General features: G+C 73.0%; 16 protein-coding genes and 3 pseudogenes. 2 read left to right on the top strand and 17 right to left on the bottom strand.

Annotation, left to right across the window (positions count from 1 at the left end):
- Window positions 1–4: 4 nt before the first annotated feature.
- The 3 genes and pseudogenes from BJF83_RS04235 to BJF83_RS04225 all read right to left on the bottom strand — a co-directional run bounded on the left by BJF83_RS04235 (window position 5) and on the right by BJF83_RS04225 (window position 3,111).
- Window positions 5–927 (bottom strand): annotated as a pseudogene (locus BJF83_RS04235) (oxygenase MpaB family protein).
- Window positions 928–1,063: 136 nt separating this feature from the next.
- Window positions 1,064–1,753, bottom strand: coding sequence for a response regulator transcription factor (locus BJF83_RS04230; protein WP_075925248.1), 690 nt, complete (start codon window positions 1,751–1,753; stop codon window positions 1,064–1,066).
- On the bottom strand, window positions 1,720–3,111 hold the full coding sequence (locus tag BJF83_RS04225) for a sensor histidine kinase (RefSeq protein WP_075925247.1): 1,392 nt from the start codon (window positions 3,109–3,111) through the stop codon (window positions 1,720–1,722). Before BJF83_RS04225 ends, BJF83_RS04230 begins: the two co-directional genes overlap by 34 nt.
- A 134-nt stretch (window positions 3,112–3,245) precedes the next feature.
- Between BJF83_RS04225 and purB the strand changes: the two genes are divergently transcribed.
- Window positions 3,246–4,676 (top strand): adenylosuccinate lyase, encoded by a 1,431-nt coding sequence (gene purB, locus BJF83_RS04220; protein ID WP_075925246.1) that lies wholly within the window; start codon window positions 3,246–3,248, stop codon window positions 4,674–4,676.
- Window positions 4,677–4,775: 99 nt separating this feature from the next.
- Here the strand turns inward: purB and BJF83_RS04215 are convergent, their stop codons facing one another.
- Entirely contained in the window at window positions 4,776–5,981 is a 1,206-nt protein-coding gene (locus tag BJF83_RS04215) for a S8 family serine peptidase (protein WP_075925245.1), read from the bottom strand.
- Window positions 5,982–6,188: 207 nt separating this feature from the next.
- Between BJF83_RS04215 and BJF83_RS04210 the strand changes: the two genes are divergently transcribed.
- Window positions 6,189–6,380, top strand: a complete 192-nt coding sequence (locus tag BJF83_RS04210; RefSeq protein WP_075925244.1) for a hypothetical protein — start codon at window positions 6,189–6,191, stop codon at window positions 6,378–6,380.
- An 85-nt stretch (window positions 6,381–6,465) separates the two neighbouring features.
- Here BJF83_RS04210 and BJF83_RS04205 read toward each other — a convergent pair whose 3' ends face one another.
- From BJF83_RS04205 to BJF83_RS04145, 13 genes and pseudogenes are all read right to left on the bottom strand, one after another.
- Entirely contained in the window at window positions 6,466–7,452 is a 987-nt protein-coding gene (locus BJF83_RS04205) for a threonine/serine dehydratase (RefSeq protein WP_075925243.1), read from the bottom strand.
- A gap of 61 nt (window positions 7,453–7,513) precedes the next feature.
- Window positions 7,514–7,819: a hypothetical protein gene (locus BJF83_RS04200; RefSeq protein ID WP_075925242.1), complete on the bottom strand. Its 306-nt coding sequence runs from the start codon at window positions 7,817–7,819 to the stop codon at window positions 7,514–7,516.
- A 184-nt stretch (window positions 7,820–8,003) separates the two neighbouring features.
- Window positions 8,004–8,567 carry a hypothetical protein gene (locus BJF83_RS04195; RefSeq protein WP_394329292.1) on the bottom strand — a complete coding sequence of 188 codons (564 nt, stop codon included), beginning with the start codon at window positions 8,565–8,567 and terminating at the stop codon, window positions 8,004–8,006.
- 606 nt (window positions 8,568–9,173) lie between these two features.
- Window positions 9,174–9,332, bottom strand: a complete 159-nt coding sequence (locus BJF83_RS28455) for a hypothetical protein (RefSeq protein WP_262391305.1) — start codon at window positions 9,330–9,332, stop codon at window positions 9,174–9,176.
- A 556-nt stretch (window positions 9,333–9,888) separates the two neighbouring features.
- The gene (gene paaI / locus BJF83_RS04185) at window positions 9,889–10,311 is read right to left on the bottom strand and encodes a hydroxyphenylacetyl-CoA thioesterase PaaI (protein ID WP_075925241.1); all 423 of its coding nucleotides are present in this window, start codon (window positions 10,309–10,311) and stop codon (window positions 9,889–9,891) included.
- Window positions 10,308–11,405 carry a 1,2-phenylacetyl-CoA epoxidase subunit PaaE gene (gene paaE / locus BJF83_RS04180; protein WP_075925240.1) on the bottom strand — a complete coding sequence of 366 codons (1,098 nt, stop codon included), beginning with the start codon at window positions 11,403–11,405 and terminating at the stop codon, window positions 10,308–10,310. The genes paaI and paaE overlap by 4 nt, the downstream gene beginning before the upstream one ends.
- Window positions 11,405–11,926: a 1,2-phenylacetyl-CoA epoxidase subunit PaaD gene (paaD, locus tag BJF83_RS04175; protein ID WP_075925239.1), complete on the bottom strand. Its 522-nt coding sequence runs from the start codon at window positions 11,924–11,926 to the stop codon at window positions 11,405–11,407. Before paaD ends, paaE begins: the two co-directional genes overlap by 1 nt.
- Window positions 11,920–12,798, bottom strand: a complete 879-nt coding sequence (gene paaC, locus BJF83_RS04170) for a 1,2-phenylacetyl-CoA epoxidase subunit PaaC (protein ID WP_075925238.1) — start codon at window positions 12,796–12,798, stop codon at window positions 11,920–11,922. The genes paaD and paaC overlap by 7 nt, the downstream gene beginning before the upstream one ends.
- Before the next feature lie 60 nt (window positions 12,799–12,858).
- Window positions 12,859–13,164: a 1,2-phenylacetyl-CoA epoxidase subunit PaaB gene (gene paaB, locus BJF83_RS04165; protein ID WP_075925237.1), complete on the bottom strand. Its 306-nt coding sequence runs from the start codon at window positions 13,162–13,164 to the stop codon at window positions 12,859–12,861.
- Window positions 13,161–14,023 (bottom strand): annotated as a pseudogene (paaA, locus tag BJF83_RS04160) (1,2-phenylacetyl-CoA epoxidase subunit PaaA). Before paaA ends, paaB begins: the two are co-directional and overlap by 4 nt.
- 201 nt (window positions 14,024–14,224) lie before the next feature.
- Complete coding sequence (locus BJF83_RS04155) at window positions 14,225–15,013, bottom strand: enoyl-CoA hydratase/isomerase family protein (protein WP_075925236.1); 789 nt, start codon at window positions 15,011–15,013, stop codon at window positions 14,225–14,227.
- Window positions 15,010–15,891: a 3-hydroxyacyl-CoA dehydrogenase family protein gene (locus BJF83_RS04150; RefSeq protein ID WP_075925235.1), complete on the bottom strand. Its 882-nt coding sequence runs from the start codon at window positions 15,889–15,891 to the stop codon at window positions 15,010–15,012. The genes BJF83_RS04155 and BJF83_RS04150 overlap by 4 nt, the downstream gene beginning before the upstream one ends.
- Window positions 15,888–16,657, bottom strand: a pseudogene (locus tag BJF83_RS04145) (enoyl-CoA hydratase/isomerase family protein). The gene BJF83_RS04150 and the pseudogene BJF83_RS04145 overlap by 4 nt, the downstream one beginning before the upstream one ends.
- Window positions 16,658–16,663: the final 6 nt, after the last annotated feature.

Raw genomic sequence — 16,663 nt, 5'->3', positions numbered from 1 at the left:
CCGGTCAGGACGGAGTGCGGGGCTCCGGCACCGGCGGGGTCGACAAGAGCGTACGCGCTCGCAGCGGCCGGAGCCCGTTCTCGACCCGGTACCCGGCGGCCAGGAGCCGTTCGCGGGCGGCGTCGGCGCTGCGCACGGTCGCCTCGTCGAAGATCAGGTTGTAGTAACGCTCGGGGACGCGGTTCAGGCCCGTGCGCAGGGCGCGCAGCGCGGCGGTGGCCGCCGCGCCCGACCCGGGCGCTCGGGCAGGACACCGTAGGCGCGGCGGGCCCACCCCGGCAGGGCGGCGTAGGCGAGTGCGCCCACGGGGAACCACAGCGGTTTGAGCGGGGCGAGCCAGGACAGGCGGTCCGGCACGGCGGGCCAGAGCAGGAACCGCACCGCCCGACGCGCCTCGGGGGTGACGCGCAGCTCGGGCCGGACCGAGGCGAGGTAACGGCGCATCTGGGCGACGTCGCGGGGCACGTCGTCGGGGTCCAGTCCGACGTAGACGGCCGCGCGCGCCCGTTCGTCGACGTAGCGGTCCATCTCGCGGGCGGTCAGCGCGAGCCCGGCGCGGTGGGTCGTCTCCAGGTAGGAGGAGACCTCGGCGCAGTGCACCCACACGAGCAGGTCGTGCTCGTCGACGCGGTGGCCCCTACCGGTGACGGGGTCGCGAAAGCGCAGGGCGCGGTGCACTCTGCGGACGCGCGCGCCCAGCCGCTCGGCCTCGTCGGGGCTCCCGTAGGTGGTGACCGCCACGAAGTGCGCCGTGCGCAGCAGCCGTCCGGTGGGGTCGGACCGAAAATCCGAGCGCTGCCACACCCCCTGCATCGCGACCGGGTGCAGCGCCTGGAGCATGAGCGCGCGCACGCCCGCCACCCACATCGAGCGGTCCAGGTGGATCTTCCAGGTGACGCTCTCCGGGGCGGCGACGGTCGGCTGCATCCGGTCTCCTCACAGGGCTGGCACCGCGGACTTGGCCTCCAACATACGACCGGGCCGGGCCGTCTTCGGGGCGGGTCCCCGAAGTGCCCGGCCCGTCTGGCGGTCCCCGGAGCGGGCCCGGCTCCGGGGGCGGCCCTCAGTCGCCGCGCCCCCTGAGGTAGGCCAGGACCGCCCGGACGCGGCGGTGAGCGCCCTCGTCCGGGGGAAGGTCGAGCTTGGCGAGGATGTTGCCGACGTGCTTGCCGACCGCCGCGTCGCTGACGGTCAGGTGGCGGGCGATCGCGCCGTTGGAGTGGCCCTCGGCCATCAGGCCCAGCACCTCCCGTTCCCGCGGTGTGAGCCGCCGCAAAGGGTCGGCGCCGCGGCGGAGCAGCTGGCGGACCACCTCGGGGTCCACGACGGTGCCCCCGTCCACGACCTGACGCAGCACCGAGGCGAACTCCCGCACGTCCGCGACCCTCTGCTTGAGGAGGTAGCCCACCCCCCGCCCGTTCCCGGAGTCCAGCAGGTCGGTGGCGTAGCTCAGCTCGACGTACTGGCTCAGCGCCACCACGGCCAGCCCGGGGTCGCCGCGGCGCAGGCGCACAGCCGCGCGCAACCCCTCGTCGGTGAGGTCCGGCGGCATGCGGATGTCGGTGACCACGAGCCCGGGACGGTGTTCGGCGACCGCCTCGACCAGCGCTTCCCCGTCGCCCACCGCGGCGACGACCGGGAACCCGAACCGCTCAAGGACCCCCACCAGCCCCTCCCGGAGCAGTACGCCGTCCTCGGCCAGGACGGTCGGCACGGGGGTCACAGCCCCGGCGTCGGCGGGATCGGGCCGCACGGCAGCTCCACTCTGATACGCGTCGGTCCCCCGACTGGACTGGACAGGTCCATTGTGCCGCCCATGACCGCGACCCGGTCCCGCAGCCCGGTCAGACCGCTGCCCCCGGCCGGGTCCGCGCCGCCCACGCCGTCGTCGGCGACCTCGACGACCAGCGTGTCCGGTACCGGGCCGTCATCGGGCGCCACGTGCGCGCGGACGGCGGCGGCGGTGGCCTCGGCGTGCTTGTGGACGTTGGTGAGCGCCTCGGCGACGACGAAGTAGGCGGTGCCCTCCACGTGCGTGGGCAGGCGGCCGGGGATCTCGGTGTCCACGCGGGTCGGGACGCGGGCGTGGTCGGCGAGTTCGGCCAGCGCGGCGGGCAGTCCCCGGTCGGTCAGCAATCTGGGGTGGATGCCGCGCACGAGTCCGCGCAGCTCGTCGATGAGGTCGTTGGCCTTGGCCTGGGCGGCGGCGACCCTGTGGTCGGCCTCGGAGGACTTCTCCAGGTCGAGCCGGGCCAGGCCGAGGTCCACGGACAGGGCGACGAGCCGCTGCTGGGCGCCGTCGTGCAGGTCGCGTTCGATGCGTCGGCGTTCGTACTCGAAGGCGCTGACCAGGCGGGCCCGGGACTCGGTGACCTCGGTGAGTTCGGCGCGCAGCTCCTCCCGGGGCGGCCCGACCAGCAGGGCCCGGGCGAGGACCGCGTGCCCCTGGGCGAGCGTGCCGCAGGTGTAGAGCAGCAGGACCAGGAGCACCGGGCTGACGAGGGCGAGGGGGATCGCCTGCTCCGGCGCGGTGATGGCGTGGGCGCCCAGGGAGATCGCCGTGTCGGGTTCCGCGTACAGCAGGAACGGGGCGAGCGCCATCACCGCGCCCGCGCCACCCAGGGCGACCAGGACCAGCAGGACGAGTCCGCTCGCCGGCAGCAGCAGGCACATGTAGGCGGCCTCGCGCCAGGTCGCGCCCTCTGTGTACCGCGTGCGGACCCACCCCCACAGGCCCGGCGGCGGCGAACGGTGGCCGCTGTCGACCGGCCCGGCGAAGACGATCCGCAGGCGTCGGCGCTCCAACGCGCCCAGCGGAAGGGCGATCAGCGGGGAGAAGACCGCGATCATCACCAGCCCCACGAGGAAACCGATGAGGGCGGGCTCACCGATCCGCACGGTGTCCCAGGGACGGCTTGCCATCGTGCCCAGGACCATGGCCCAGGGCAGGTACAGGGGCAACGCCACCACGGCCACGGCGATGCCGACGACCACGGTGGTCACCGAGTGAAGCAGGGCCCGCCAGGGCCACACGGTGAGGAGGAAGCGCGGGCGGGCCATGGCCTGGGCGAGGGAGCCCCGCCGCCGCGACGCGGTGTCGAGCGTTGTCATGCCCTCAACGGTAGGAGCCGGACGTCGGGGCCGGAATCGGTCCCGCCCCCGTCCGCGTGGTGGGTCCACCCCTACCTCCCGGGCCCGTGGTCCCGGCGCGGCCGTCCCAGCTCAGGACGGTAGGGTGGGGCGACGTGAGCGCGAAACCTCTGATCCCCGATGTCCTGGCTGCCCGGTACGCGTCCGCGGAGCTGGCCCGACTGTGGTCCCCCGAGTACAAGGTGGTCGCCGAGCGGCGGCTGTGGCTGGCGGTCCTGCGCGCGCAGGCGCGTCTGGGCGTCGACGTGCCCGACGGCGTCGTGGCCGACTACGAGAAGGTGCTCGACCAGGTCGACCTGGCCTCCATCGCCGAACGCGAGCGGGTCACCCGGCACGACGTCAAGGCCCGGATCGAGGAGTTCAACGCCCTGGCGGGCCACGAACACGTCCACAAGGGCATGACTTCACGCGACCTGACCGAGAACGTCGAGCAGCTCCAGATCCGCGACAGCCTGCTGCTGGTGCGCGACCGCGCGGTGGCGCTGCTGGCCCGGTTGGCCGACCTGTCCGCCCGGTACGGCGGCACCGTGATGGCGGGCCGGTCGCACAACGTCGCCGCGCAGGCCACCACGCTCGGCAAGCGGTTCGCGTCGATCACCGACGAGGTGCTGGTCGCCCACGGCCGCCTGGAGGAGCTGATCGCCCGCTACCCGCTGCGCGGGATCAAGGGTCCGGTCGGCACCGCCCAGGACATGCTGGACCTGCTCGGCGCGGACCCCGCGTCGCTGGCGTCGCTGGAGGACGAGGTCGCCAGCCATCTGGGGTTCGAGCACCGCCTGACCAGCGTCGGCCAGGTCTACCCGCGCTCGTTGGACTTCGAGGTGCTGACCGCGCTGGTTCAGCTGGCCGCGGGCCCGTCGTCGCTGGCCAAGACGGTGCGGCTGATGGCGGGGCACGAGCTGGTCACCGAGGGGTTCGCGGAGGGCCAGGTCGGCTCCTCGGCGATGCCGCACAAGATGAACACGCGCTCGTGCGAGCGGGTCAACGGACTGGCCGTGATCCTTCGCGGGTACGCCTCCATGGCCGGTGAGCTGGCGGGCGACCAGTGGAACGAAGGCGACGTGTCGTGCTCGGTCGTGCGCCGCGTGGCGCTGCCGGACGCGTTCTTCGCCTTCGACGGGCTCGTCGAGACCATGCTGACCGTGCTCGACGAGTTCGGCGCCTTCCCCGCGGTGATCTCCGCCGAACTGGACCGCTACCTGCCGTTCCTGGCCACGACCAAGATGCTGATGGCCGCGGTGCGCGCGGGGGTGGGGCGCGAGACCGCGCACGAGCTGATCAAGGAGCACGCGGTCGCCTCCGCCCTGGCGATGCGCCAGGAGGGTTCGGGCAACCGCCTGCTGGACCGGCTGGCCCAGGACGAGCGCTTCCCGCTGGGCCGGGCGGAGTTGGACGCGCTGCTGGCCGACCGGATCACGTTCACCGGCGCGGCGGCCGACCAGGTGGCGGCGGTGGTGGAGCGTGTCGCGCGGATCGCGCAGGAGCACCCCGAGGCGGCCGCGTACTCGCCCGGGTCCATCCTCTAGCGCGGGCGAGGCGCGCGTCCGGGCAGGACGTTCCGGGGCCCGGTGCAGGGGCCGGAGACGAGCGGCGGCCCCCGGACCCCGGCGCGTCCGCGACGCCGGTTACGGAGCGCGAACGATGCCCACCCCGCGGTCGGCTGCGGCCACCGCGGGGTCGATCGCGCCGGTGTCGGCGTGGGCGAGCAGGCGCGAGGTGACCGTCGTGGCCGCGTGCGGGGAGGAGTCGGCGAGCACGCGCTCCCACCACAGGGCCGCCACCCCGGCCACGTGCGGGCACGCCATGCTGGTGCCGTTGAACGCGACCAGACCGCCGCCCGAGCGGGCCGAGAGTACGCCCACACCCGGCGCACTGATCTGCGGGAACGTGTTGGAGAACGGGGCGATGGTCAGTCCGGACTCCCCTTCTGCGAGCGCGCCGACCGACACCACGCCCTCGGCGGCGGCGGGAAGGGAGACCGCGATCTCGTAGTCGGGGTGCACGCCGCGCCGACTCTCGTTGCCCGCCGCCGCCACGACCACGGTGCCCGAGCCGAACGCCGCGCGCGCCCGGAGCAGGTCGAGCAGCGAGTCGAAGATCCGCAGGTTCGCCCGGTAGGACTCCAGTGCGGAGGAGGTGGCCAGGTCGGCGGGCCACCCCTGGTCGATGAGCCTGGAGACCAGGCCGGGGAAGTCGTAGCCGAGCGACATGGACACCACGTGCGCGCCCTGGTCGGCTGCCCACTGAATGCCCTTGAGCAGCATGTCGGAGTCGCCCCGGCCGTGGTCGTCCAGGACCTTGCCGACGAGGCCGCGCTCGACACCGCGGGCCACGCCGATCCGGGTGCCGTCGACGTCGCGGCCGAAGACGGTGCCCGCCACGTGCGTGCCGTGGCCCTGCCGGTCACCGTTCCCGGAGCCGGTGAAGTCCTGCTGCACCAGGTCGACTCCGGTGAACGCCGGATGGTCGGAGTCGATACCGGTGTCCAGGACCGCCACGGTCACTCCCGCGCCGGTGGCCGCGGAGGTGTCCGCGCCCACGGCGCCGACACCCCAGGTACGGGTGTCGTCGACGGTGGTGGCGGTGTCGGAGTCGTGCGGCGCTGGTTCGATGAGGAGGGTGGGCATGACGGGGGCGACCGCGCGCACCCGTGGATCGCGCACGACGTCGTCGAGGTCGTTCTTGTCCATGTCCAGGACCTCGACGACGGGCTCGCCGGCCGCTTCGAGGGTGGCGGCGCGTGCTGCGGGGCTCCTGAAACCGCCGAGATCGAAGGGGCCGGTGGTGACGGGGGTCCCGGTGTCGCGCAGGACGGTGCACTTCTGCCGCATGAAGTCTCCTGAGGGTCGGACGTGGTGACCCCGTGTCCGTCATGGGCCACCACCCTGGTAGTACACCCGTGACCCATGGTGACGCCAGTACCTTTCGGGGCACAGATCCATGTCACCCGGATGAGCCAGTTCACTTTCGCTAACAGTGGGAGCGAAAGTGAACGGGTATTACGCTGGTGGTGTCAGCACTCGAACCCCGGAGTCCCCATGACCGACCCCTCGTCCTTCGCCACCGCCCTGTGGACCCTGCTGATCAGCGCCGCGTTCGTCCTGGCCCTCGGTCTGGCGATCATCTCCGACATGGCCCTGCGCCGCCGCGAGGACCGCGCTGCGGCGACCCGCCGCCGCGCTGAGAGCGCCGAGTCCGCCGCCCGGAACGGCCACCCGGCCGCGCGCTGAGTCCGGACCCACGTCGCGCCCGCGCTCACGCACCGTGCACACGCACCCGGACGACGTCCGCCACCGCGCACGGGCCCGGGGGGCGTCACTCCGCGGGCGCCGCCGGGCCGCGCTCCGGACACACCAAGCGGGCGAACAGGTCCGGATCCACGTTGCCGCCCGAGACCACCGCGACCGTCGCCCCGGGCCGTCCCCGTTCGGTGGCCACCCGTCCCGCCATGACCGCGGCTGCGGCCAGGGCGCCGCTCGGCTCGGCCACCAGGCGGGCGCCGTACGCCAGGGCGGCCACGGCACGGGCGATCTCCTCCTCGCTGACCGTCACCACCTCGGTCAACCGTGCTGACAGGTGCGCGAAGGTCAGGTCCGACAGGCACACCCGCACGCCGTCGGCCATGGTCCGCCCGGTTTGCCCGGTCGGCCAGGCCACCCTGTGCCCGACGCGCAGGCTCTCGGCCGCGTCGGCGGCCAGTTCGGGTTCCACGCCCACCACCCGGACCGGACGCGGCCGCACGGTCATCGCGGCGGTGGCCACGCCGGAGGCGAGCCCTCCTCCGCCCACCGGGACCACGATCGTGGTCACCTCGGGCGACTGCTCCAGGATCTCCAGACCCACGGTGCCCTGTCCGGCGATCACCCGGGGGTCGTCGAAGGGAGGGACGAGGGTGGACCCCTCCCCCTCCGCCAACTCCAGCGCGACGGCCGACCGCCGCTGCGGGGACACCATCACCAGGCGCGCTCCGCACGCGCGCATGCGGTCGACCTTCACCCGCGGCGCCCCCTCGGGGACGACCACCGTGCACGCCACCCCCTCCTCACGCGCCGCGTGGGCCAGCGCCAGACCGTGGTTGCCCGACGAGTGCGTGACCACACCCGCCGCACGCTGGTCCTGGTCGAGCAGCGCGACGGCGTTGGTGGCGCCGCGCAGTTTGAACGCGCCGGTCGGCTGCAGACTCTCGGGCTTGACGAGGAAGGGCGGGGCCCCGGCGGGTCCGGCCGTCAGGGGCGTGCGCACGACGCGGCCCTCCACACGGGTGGCGGCGGCGCGCACGTCGTCAGCGGTGACCAAGTCCATCCCGCGGGTATGCCCCGCACCCGTGCGGCCACACCGGTTCGTTCCCGGCGCGCCGCCGATCTCAGGCCACGACGACGTACTTCTCCCACGGGAAGACGACGCCGTCGTCGTTGGCTTCCACCACCCGCCCGTCCGCCGAGTGGCACGAGCCCTTCATCACCTTGATGCGGGTGTTGGTCGAGTTCACCACACCGGCCGTCTCGGCGGGGATGCGCAGACAGCCGCTGGGGTTCGCCCGGTGCACGGAGGCTCCGTCCAGTTTGACGAAGACGATCTCGCCCCTGGCTGCGGCGGCGGGCGACGCGGTGCTCAGGGCGAGCACGGCGGCGGTGGCGAGGACACTGGGCGCGGAGAGCGGTCTGCGCATGATTGACTCCTTTGAGGATTCTTGTCGCTACTGTCCGTAATTGACCTGAGAGCAGATCTACCACGTGCGAACCTCGCGCGCACTCACCGCGCCCGGCGGGCCGCCCCCGAGTCGCGCGAGGCCGAGCGGTGGGCCGCGGAGCCCGACGAGCGCCGCGGCCGGGTGGGCTGGGGGTGGTGCTCGCTCAGACCGTGAGGCCGGCCGCCGGGATCGGCAGGGTGGGCAGGCGGCCCGCGACGGCCGACGGGTCGCCGGTCCAGTCGAGCGCGCTGATCTGGGCGACGGTACGGCGGCCGGAGACCGCCCGGGCGAGTTCGAAGGCGCTGGCGCGCAACTCCAGGTCGGGGTCGGCGCCCAGTCGCCACTCCTGACCGGTGTCGGTGGCCAGCACCCGCACACCGGGCAGGGCCGCGTCCCAGCCGCGCGCGTGGAAACCCAGGATGAGCCCGGCGACCTGGTCGGCGCACTCGGTCTGGGCGCCCAGGCCCAGCGCGCCGCGCAGGTCGTTCTCGTGGTGCCACACGTCGAACGCGGGCAACGTGAAGCGGGTCCTGGTCTGGGTGGCGAAGACCTCCAGGAGCGCGGGCGTGGCGGCTCGCCATTCCTCGCAGATCGCCGGCAGGTCCGCTTCGGCGCGCTCGGCCACCTGTCGGACGGTGTCCTCGTCCTCGGAGGGAGGGACCAGGCCTCGGGCGCCGACGTCGACGGCCACGCCCGCCAGATGGGCGTAGGTCTGGCGCACGTTCATGCGGGCAGGGCGGGGACGGGGGCGGCGACCTGGTCGGGCGTGAGCTCGGCGGCCAGGTCGAGAAGCCTGTTCTGGCAGTCGGTGTAGACGCTCGTGGAGTCCATGGGAACACGCTACCGAACGGCGTTCTGACCGTAGGCGGTGCGGCGCCGTTCCCGGTGGTCACGTCGCCGGCCGTGACGACTCCGAACGGCATGGCCCGCTCCCATTTTAACTTCCGGAGAAGTAGTTTCTAGAGAAACAATCATGCCGAACAACGGCCACCGCCACGGCATTCCCCAGGGGCCGGGGAGCTGGGGCGCGCGTTCATCCACAGGCACGTTCGGTATCCACTGAGCGTCACCGAAACGTGCTATCCCTGACAGTGGCGGATACCGCGACGGTCACCGGGAGTCATCGCGGCCGAGCGCGGCTGGAGAGCACAGGAGAAGGAGGAGGGCGCCGACCGCCCGAACGGGCGCCCGACACCCCCCATGGCCACCACCCTCGACCCTCGACGGAACGTCCCACACCAGCACCGGAACACCCACGACGACACCGGCCGCACCCTGGCCGACCGCGAGCCCGTCGTGTTGGCCGACGCCCTCGACGAGGTCCTCGACGTGCTCAGTCGGGCAGGAACGAACGGACCGGCTCAATCGGCCCCACGATGCGCGCGTTGACCTCGGGCAGCTGCTCGGCGGGCGCCCACAGCTCCAGGATCGCCCGGCCGCTGGCCTGACGCGCCGAAAACCGGGCGGCGAGGGCCACGTCACGCGCCTGCACGTGGTCGCGGCCCTCGCGTCGCGGGCCGGTCCCACTCGCGGGCGATGCGCACCGCGTAGTCCTCGTTCGGGACGGGGTGGACGATCGGCCCCCAGGCAGGCGCGAGAAGGTGATGCCGCGCCGAGAGCGACCTTCGAGGGCGGTGATGGGCGCCGGGCGGGCCACTGGCGCCACCCGGACGCACGTCGAGCACACCGCACCCGCCTCACATCGACCGAACGAGCATCTTGGGAAGTCGTGAACCACACCGCACCCCGTTTTTACCGTCGGAGGCGAAAATCGGCCCAGGCACGGGGAACACTGGACCTGTACGAAGCGTTCTCACAGGTGAAGCGCCCCACAGGACCCCAGGAAGACCCCGTCCGCCCTACTCTCCACGAGGCGCTCACACAATCCACGCGCGGGTGCTGGTGCCCGTGTCGGCAATGGGGGTTACCGACACGTACTCAGACGCCCACCCGCCTTCCCAGCGGCCGGACCGCACTCAGTGCACACTGGCCGCGCACGCTGTGGCCCGCGTTGGGGGACGCGGGCCACAGCTATGTTCCGGAGGCGGTCAGCCGCCGCCCCGCGTACGGCTGCGCCCGCGGAACTCTGCGACGACCTCCCCGCCCCGGCGGACGGTCACGTCGACCACCCCGTTGCGCCCGTAGGCGACCCGCTCCACGGCCGTGGCCACCAGCACGTCGCCCTCATGGACCGGGGCCACGAAGGTGATGTCGGCCCCCGCCGCCACCGTCACCCCGCGCCCGTCCCGGTTGCAGGCGCACGCGAACGCGGTGTCGGCCAGCGTGAACACGAACCCTCCGTGCGCGATGCCGTGCCCGTTGACCATCAGCGGCCCCACGGACATCTCCACCGTCGCGGTGCCCGGCCCGGCCTCCACCAGCCGCATCCCCAGGTTCCTGGACGCCTGGTCGGCCTCGAACATCCGCCACGCGGTCTCGTTACCGCCGAGGGCCTCCCCGATCCGGCTCATGAGTCGAAGTCCACGGTCACGGCGTCGGTCTCGGGCAGCGCCTGGCACGACAGCGCGTATCCGGCCTCGACCTCCTCCTCGGACAGGGCGTAGTTGCGCCGCATGCGCACGCTTCCGTCGCACACCCTCACCCGGCACGTTCCGCACACCCCGCCCTTGCAGGCGAAGGGCAGGTCCGGGCGGTAGCGCTGTGCCGCGTCCAGGACCGGCACACCCCGCGGCAGGGTCAGCGTGGTGGTCCGTCCGTCCAGGACGACCGTGACCTCGCTGGCCGGGCCGTCCACACCGGGCTCCTCGTGGCGCACCTGCGGCGGGGGTTCGTCGCCCTCGACGAAGAACAGCTCCTGGTGGACGCGCCCATCGGGCACGCCGCGCTGTCGCAGCACCGTCCGGGCGTCGGTCACCATCTCGTAGGGCCCGCACAGCCACCAGTGGTCGGCGGCGTCGGCGGCCACCACCGTGTCGAGTAGTTCCTCCAGCTTGGCGGCGTCCAGCCGCCCGGTGAACAACTCGGCCTCGCGCGGCTCCCGGGAGAGCACGTGGACGAGCTCGAAGCGCGGGCCGAACGCGTCCTTGAGGTCGGCCAGATCATCGGCGAACATCACGGTGTCGCTGCGGCGGTTGCCGTACAACAGCACCACGTGGGAGTCGGTGCCGCGCAGCAGGGACGCCGCCATCGACAGCATGGGCGTGATGCCCGACCCGGCGGCGACCATCACGTGCCGCCCGGAGGCGGTCAGGTCGGGGCAGAACCGCCCCGTGGGAGCGCCCACCTCGATCTCCTGGCCCGGCCGCACCTCGTCGACGAGCCATGACGAGAACAGTCCCCCGGGCACCAGGCGCACACCCACCCGGGGGGCCTGGCCCACGGCCGAGCAGATGGAGTAGCTGCGGCGCTCCTCCACCCCGTCCACGACGCGGCGCAGGGTCAGCGACTGCCCGGCGGCGAAGGCGTACTCCTCGGCCAGATGGTCGGGCACGTCGAAGGTGACGGCGACGGCGTCGTCGCACAGCCGCTCGACGCCGGCCACCCGCAGCCGGTGGAACGCGGCGCCCCGGCGCGGCGGCGCGGTCTCGGTGGCGGTCGTGGTCATCAGACCTCCTTGACGTGCTCGAAGGGTTCGAGGCAGGAACGGCAGCGGTGCAGCGACCGGCAGGCGGTCGCACCGAACCGGGACAGCTCCTCGGTGTCGGCGGTCCCGCAACGGGGACAGCGCGGGACGGTCCGGGTGGGTGACAGGGTCAGCGGAACCGGACCGGATGCGCGGCGCGGCGCGCCCCCGGGCGGCGAGATGCCGTGCTCGGCGAGCTTGCGCCGGCCCTCGTCGGTGATCCAGTCGGTGGTCCAGGCCGGGGCGAGGGCGGTGCGCACCTCGACCCGGTCGAACCCCGCCGCGCGCACGGCGCGGTCGACGTCGGCGCGCATCTCGGCGATGGCCGGACAGCCCGTGTAGGTGGGCGTGATCCACACCGCGACGGTGCCGTCGTCCTCCACCGCCACGTCCCGCAGGATGCCCAGGTCGGCGAGGGTGAGCATGGGCAGTTCGGGGTCGGTGACCGCCGCCGCCGCCGACCTGGCGCGAGCGCGCGCCTGCTCCCTGGTCACGGTCACCATGTCGCCTCCGGGTGCTCGCGGGCCACCTTCTGGAGCTCGTCCAGGAGGGGGGCCAGGTCGGGGGTGTGGACGCCGTCGCGCCCGGCCACGGCGGGCTCGGGGAAGGCGGGCGGCGCGTCGAGCGTGGCGGACGTCAGGACATGGGTCAGGACGTCGTGCACCTCTGCGCGCACGGTCGCCGGGTCCACGGCCACTCCCTGGTCGGCCAGCCCGGCCTCGGCGGGGTGGGCGGCGAACGGCTCGCCGGTCATCGGCCACACGTCGGCCACGGCTTGGGCCACGCGTTCGCGGGAGTAGGGGGTTCCGTCGCCCAGGCGCAGAACCCAGGAGACCGCGTACTCGCGGTGGTAGGCGAGTTCGTGCACCGCCTTGGCGGCGATCGCGGCCAGGACTGGGTCGCGGCTGTCGACCAGACGGGTGAACACGGCCAGCCGGACGCTGGAGAGCACCAGGAGGGTGACGACCGCGCGCGCGAAGTCGCCCCGGGGAGCCTCGGCCAGGTGCACGTTGCGGAACTCGCCGACGGACCGGCGGTAGGCGAAGGCGTCCTCGTCGCGTCCGGTGCCGTCGGCCTGTCCGGCCCGCGCGAGCAGCAGCCGCGCCTGGCCGAGCAGGTCGAGCGCGATGTTGGCCAGGGCGACCTCCTCCTCCAGTTCGGGGGCGTCGGTCACCCAGTGGACGAGCCGTTGCGCCTGGACGAGCGCGTCGTCGCCGAGCATCTGGCAGTACAGCGCCAGATCGGCGCCGTCCACCCCCTCGGGCAGGGTGGTGTCCACGCCCGCGAGGGCGTCGGTGAACCCGGTCCCGAAGGCCCAGCGGGCGTCGCCGCCGTGCTCCTCGCTCAGGGCCGTGTAGATCTTGTCGCCACTCATGCTTTCCTCGGTCTCGTCCCGTCACCCTCGGCCTCGGCGGGCCCCCGCCCGGGGGTCCGCTCAGATGTGCGGGACATCGTCGGGAATGGGGTAGAAGGTGGGGTGCCGGTACACCTTGTCGCCGCTGGGGTCGAAGAAGGGATCCTTCTCGTCAGGGCTGGAGGCGGTGATGTGCTCGGCGCGCACGACCCAGATGCTCACGCCCTCGTTGCGGCGCGTGTAGAGGTTGCGCGCGTTGTGCAGGGCCATGCGGTCGTCTGGTGCGTGCAGGGAGCCGACGTGGACGTGGTTGAGTCCGCGCTTGCCCCGGACAAAGACCTCGTAGAGCGGCCACTCCGGGCGCGCGGGGGTCGTGTCGCTGCTCATGACGTGGCCTCCTGGGCGTGCTTGCGGGCGTAGGCGGCGGCGGCCTCGCGGACCCACGCGCCCTTCTCGTGCGCGGCGCGGCGCCGTTCGATCCGCTCGGCGTTCTTGGGTCCGCTCCCGGAGACGACCTGTTCGAACTCCACCCAGTCGGGTTCGCCGAAGTCGTGGTGGCCGCGCTCCTCGTTCCAGACCAACTCCGGGTCGGGCAGGGTCACACCGAGCCGCTCGGCCTGGGGGACGGTCATGTCGACGAACTTCTGACGCAGGTCGTCGTTGGTGTCGCGCTTGATCCGCCAGGCCATGGACTGGGCGGTGTTGGGCGAGTCGGCGTCGGGCGGACCGAACATCATCAGCGAGGGCCACCACCAGCGGTCGACCGCGTCCTGCACCATCGCGCGCTGGGCCTTCGTGCCCTCCATCATGCGCATGAGCAGCTCGTAGCCCTGGCGCTGGTGGAAGGACTCCTCCTTGCAGATGCGGACCATGGCGCGGGCGTAGGGCCCGAAGGAGCTGCGGCACAGCGGAACCTGGTTGCAGATCGCCGCGCCGTCCACCAGCCAGCCGATCACGCGACGTCGGCGAAGGTCAGCGACGGGTAGTTGAAGATCGAGGAGTACTTCTGGCGGCCCTCGATGAGCCGCTGCGTCAGGTCGGCGCGGTCCACGCCGAGCGTCTCGGCGGCCGCGTACAGGTACAGCCCGTGCCCGGCCTCGTCCTGCACCTTGGCCAGCAGGATCGCCTTGCGACGCAGGCTGGGCGCCGAGGCGATCCAGTCGCCCTCGGGCTGCATGCCGATGATCTCCGAGTGGGCGTGCTGGGACACCTGGCGCACCAGCGTCCTGCGGTACCCGTCGGGCATCCAGTCGCGCGGCTCGATGCGCTGGTCGGCGGCGATCCTGCCGTCGAACTCCGCCTGGCGGACGTCGGCTCCCTCGGGCGGCGCCTGGGCCGTCACGGTGGACATTGCTCGCTCCCCATTCATAACCGAACGTTCGTCAGTAATTAGTATCCACCGATCCGACCTCCCGGGCAAGTACCCCCGGCGGCCGGATCGGGCAGGTCAGCGACCGGTGAAGGTCGGCGCCTCCTTCGCGAGGAAGGAGTTCACCGCGCCGACGTGGTCGGCGGTCATACCCAACCGGTTCTGCAGCTCGGCCTCCTCCTCCAACAGGGAGGGCAGCTCACGCGCGCCGGCGGCCGCCGCGCGCACCTCGCGCTTGGCAGCCGTGAACGCGAGCGTGGGCCCCGACGCCAACCGCGCGGCCACCTCGCGGGCGCGCGTGTCCCACGCGTCGTCGTCCACGACCTCCGTGACCAGACCCAGCTCCAGAGCGCGGTCGGCGCCGACCGTCTCGCCCAGCAGCATCAGCTCCATCGCCCGCGCCTGGCCAAGCGCGCGCACCAGCCGGTAGGCCAGCCCCGAATCCGAGGCCAGGCCGATCCCGGTGAACGCGGTGCCGAACTTCGCCCGACGAGCGCTGATCCGCACGTCCCCGGCCAGCGCGAAGCCCATCCCGGCGCCCACGCAGGCCCCGCCGACGCCCACCACGACCGGCACGCTGATGTCCTCCAGGGCCAGCACGATCCGGTTGTAGTGCTCCCGCACGGTGGTCAGCGCCCGCTCGGGCGCCTCCCCCAGGAAGCGGGCGTGCTCGGCAAGGTCCTGGCCCACGCAGAACGCCCGGTCCGACCCCAGCAGCAGCACCGCCCGCGCGGTCGTTGAGTCCGCGGCCTCGCGTAGCGCCGCCAGCAACTCCTCCTTGACCCCGACCGTCAGCGCGGGACTGTTCAGCCGTACCGTGGCCAGCCCGCCGCTCTCCTCGAACTCCGCCGCCCTGTGCTCGCTCACGCCGACTCTCCCTCGTCCCAGGTGTGGAAGCCCTGCCCGGTCTTCTTCCCGAGCCTTCCCTCGGCGACCCTACGGCGCAACAGATCGGGCGGCGCGAACCGGTCCCCCAGTTCCTCGGCCAGGTGTTCGGCGATGGCCAGCCGCACGTCGAGGCCGACCAGGTCGGTCAGGCGAAGCGGCCCCATCGGGTGCCGGTAGCCCAACTCCATGGCGGTGTCGATGTCCGTGGGCGAGGCCACCTCCTCCTCCACCATCCGGATCGCCTCCAGGCCCAGCGCCACGCCCAGACGACTGGTGGCGAAACCGGGTGCGTCTCGGACCACGATCTCGGTCTTGCCCAGGGCGGCCACCCAGCCGCGGACGACGGCCACGACCGACGCGTCGGTGTCCGGGGCGGTGACGATCTCCACCAGTTTGGAGGCGGGGACGGGGTTGAAGAAATGGATGCCCAGGAACCGGCCGGGCCGCCGCAGCGCCGCGGCCAGGTCGGTGACCGACAGCGAACTGGTGTTGGAGGCCAGGACGGTCTCCTCCCCGACGGCCGCCTCGGCGGCGGCCAGCACGGCGATCTTCAGGTCGGGCCGCTCCGGGACCGCCTCGACGACCAGGCCCGTGTCTGCGGGGATGGCGGCGGTGTCGGTGACGGTGGACAACCGCGCCAGCAACGTCTGCGACCCGGTGTCGATCCTGCCGCGCACGCGCGCCCGCTCCAGCCCCGCGGCCACCCGGCCCCGTCCCTCCTCGGCGGCGGCGTCGGCGGCCTCCACGAGCACCACGTGCGCGCCCGAGGTGAGGAACTGCTGGACGATCCCCGCGCCCATGGTGCCGCCGCCGATGACGGCGACGGTCGCTGGAACACCCGTGTCGGTGCTGCTCAAGGCTTCTTCCTCTCCAGGAATCGGGTCATCCGGTCGTGTTTGTCGGCGCTCTCGAACAGCACCGCCTGGGTCAGGTCGTCGGCGATCGGGTGGGCGCCCTCGGCGTCCAAAACCATCTTGGTCATGCGCAGTGCCAGCGCGGAGGAGGCGGCCATGCGGTCGATGAGGGCGTGTGCCCGGTCCCGCAGCTCCTCGGCGGGCACGACCTCGGCGACCAGGCCGTGCCGCAGGGCCGCCTCGGCGTCCAGCCGGAACCCGCCCAGCAGGACCTGCTTGGCCACGGAGAGGCCGACCAGCTCCCGAAGCCGCCAGCAGCGCCCGCACCGGCGATGATGCCCAGGCCCGGTTCGGGCTGGGCGAACACGGCACTGGGCGCGGCCAGGCGGATGTCGCACGCGTAGGCGAGTTCGGCGCCGCCGCCCAGGGCGTAGCCGTCCACGGCCGCGACCGTGGGGGCCCGCAGTCGGTGCAGGCGCTCGAACAGGCGGCTGTTGACCCCGGCCAGTGCCTCCTCCCGGCCGCGTTCGCGCAGCTCGGCGATGTCGGCGCCGCCCGCGAACACGTCCCCGTGCCCGGTGAGCAGCAGCGGCCGGGGGGCCGCCTCCACCTGGGCGCACACCTCGTGCAGTTCGGCGATCATCGTCCCGTTGATGGCGTTGCGCGCCCGGGGGCGGAACAGCTCCACGACCACGCGGTCCCCGCGCCAGTCCACGCGCAGCGTCTCGAAGCCGCCGTCCTGGCCGCCGGAGACGGAATCCTCGGTCATCAGGCT

It is taken from the genome of Nocardiopsis sp. CNR-923 (assembly GCF_001942255.1).
Taxonomy (GTDB): domain Bacteria; phylum Actinomycetota; class Actinomycetes; order Streptosporangiales; family Streptosporangiaceae; genus Nocardiopsis.
This window is presented reverse-complemented; position numbering and strand designations above follow the sequence as displayed.

Coding starts and splice junctions, on each gene's coding strand:
- BJF83_RS04210 (WP_075925244.1), top strand. CDS start 6,189: ATGACCGACCCCTCGTCCTTCGCCACCGCCCTGTGGACCCTGCTGATC.
- BJF83_RS04225 (WP_075925247.1), bottom strand. CDS start 3,111: ATGACAACGCTCGACACCGCGTCGCGGCGGCGGGGCTCCCTCGCCCAG.
- paaI (WP_075925241.1), bottom strand. CDS start 10,311: ATGAGCCGGATCGGGGAGGCCCTCGGCGGTAACGAGACCGCGTGGCGG.
- BJF83_RS04195 (WP_394329292.1), bottom strand. CDS start 8,567: ATGAACGTGCGCCAGACCTACGCCCATCTGGCGGGCGTGGCCGTCGAC.
- paaB (WP_075925237.1), bottom strand. CDS start 13,164: ATGAGCAGCGACACGACCCCCGCGCGCCCGGAGTGGCCGCTCTACGAG.
- paaE (WP_075925240.1), bottom strand. CDS start 11,405: ATGACCACGACCGCCACCGAGACCGCGCCGCCGCGCCGGGGCGCCGCG.
- BJF83_RS04200 (WP_075925242.1), bottom strand. CDS start 7,819: ATGCGCAGACCGCTCTCCGCGCCCAGTGTCCTCGCCACCGCCGCCGTG.
- BJF83_RS04205 (WP_075925243.1), bottom strand. CDS start 7,452: ATGGACTTGGTCACCGCTGACGACGTGCGCGCCGCCGCCACCCGTGTG.
- paaC (WP_075925238.1), bottom strand. CDS start 12,798: ATGAGTGGCGACAAGATCTACACGGCCCTGAGCGAGGAGCACGGCGGC.
- BJF83_RS04215 (WP_075925245.1), bottom strand. CDS start 5,981: ATGCGGCAGAAGTGCACCGTCCTGCGCGACACCGGGACCCCCGTCACC.
- paaD (WP_075925239.1), bottom strand. CDS start 11,926: ATGGTGACCGTGACCAGGGAGCAGGCGCGCGCTCGCGCCAGGTCGGCG.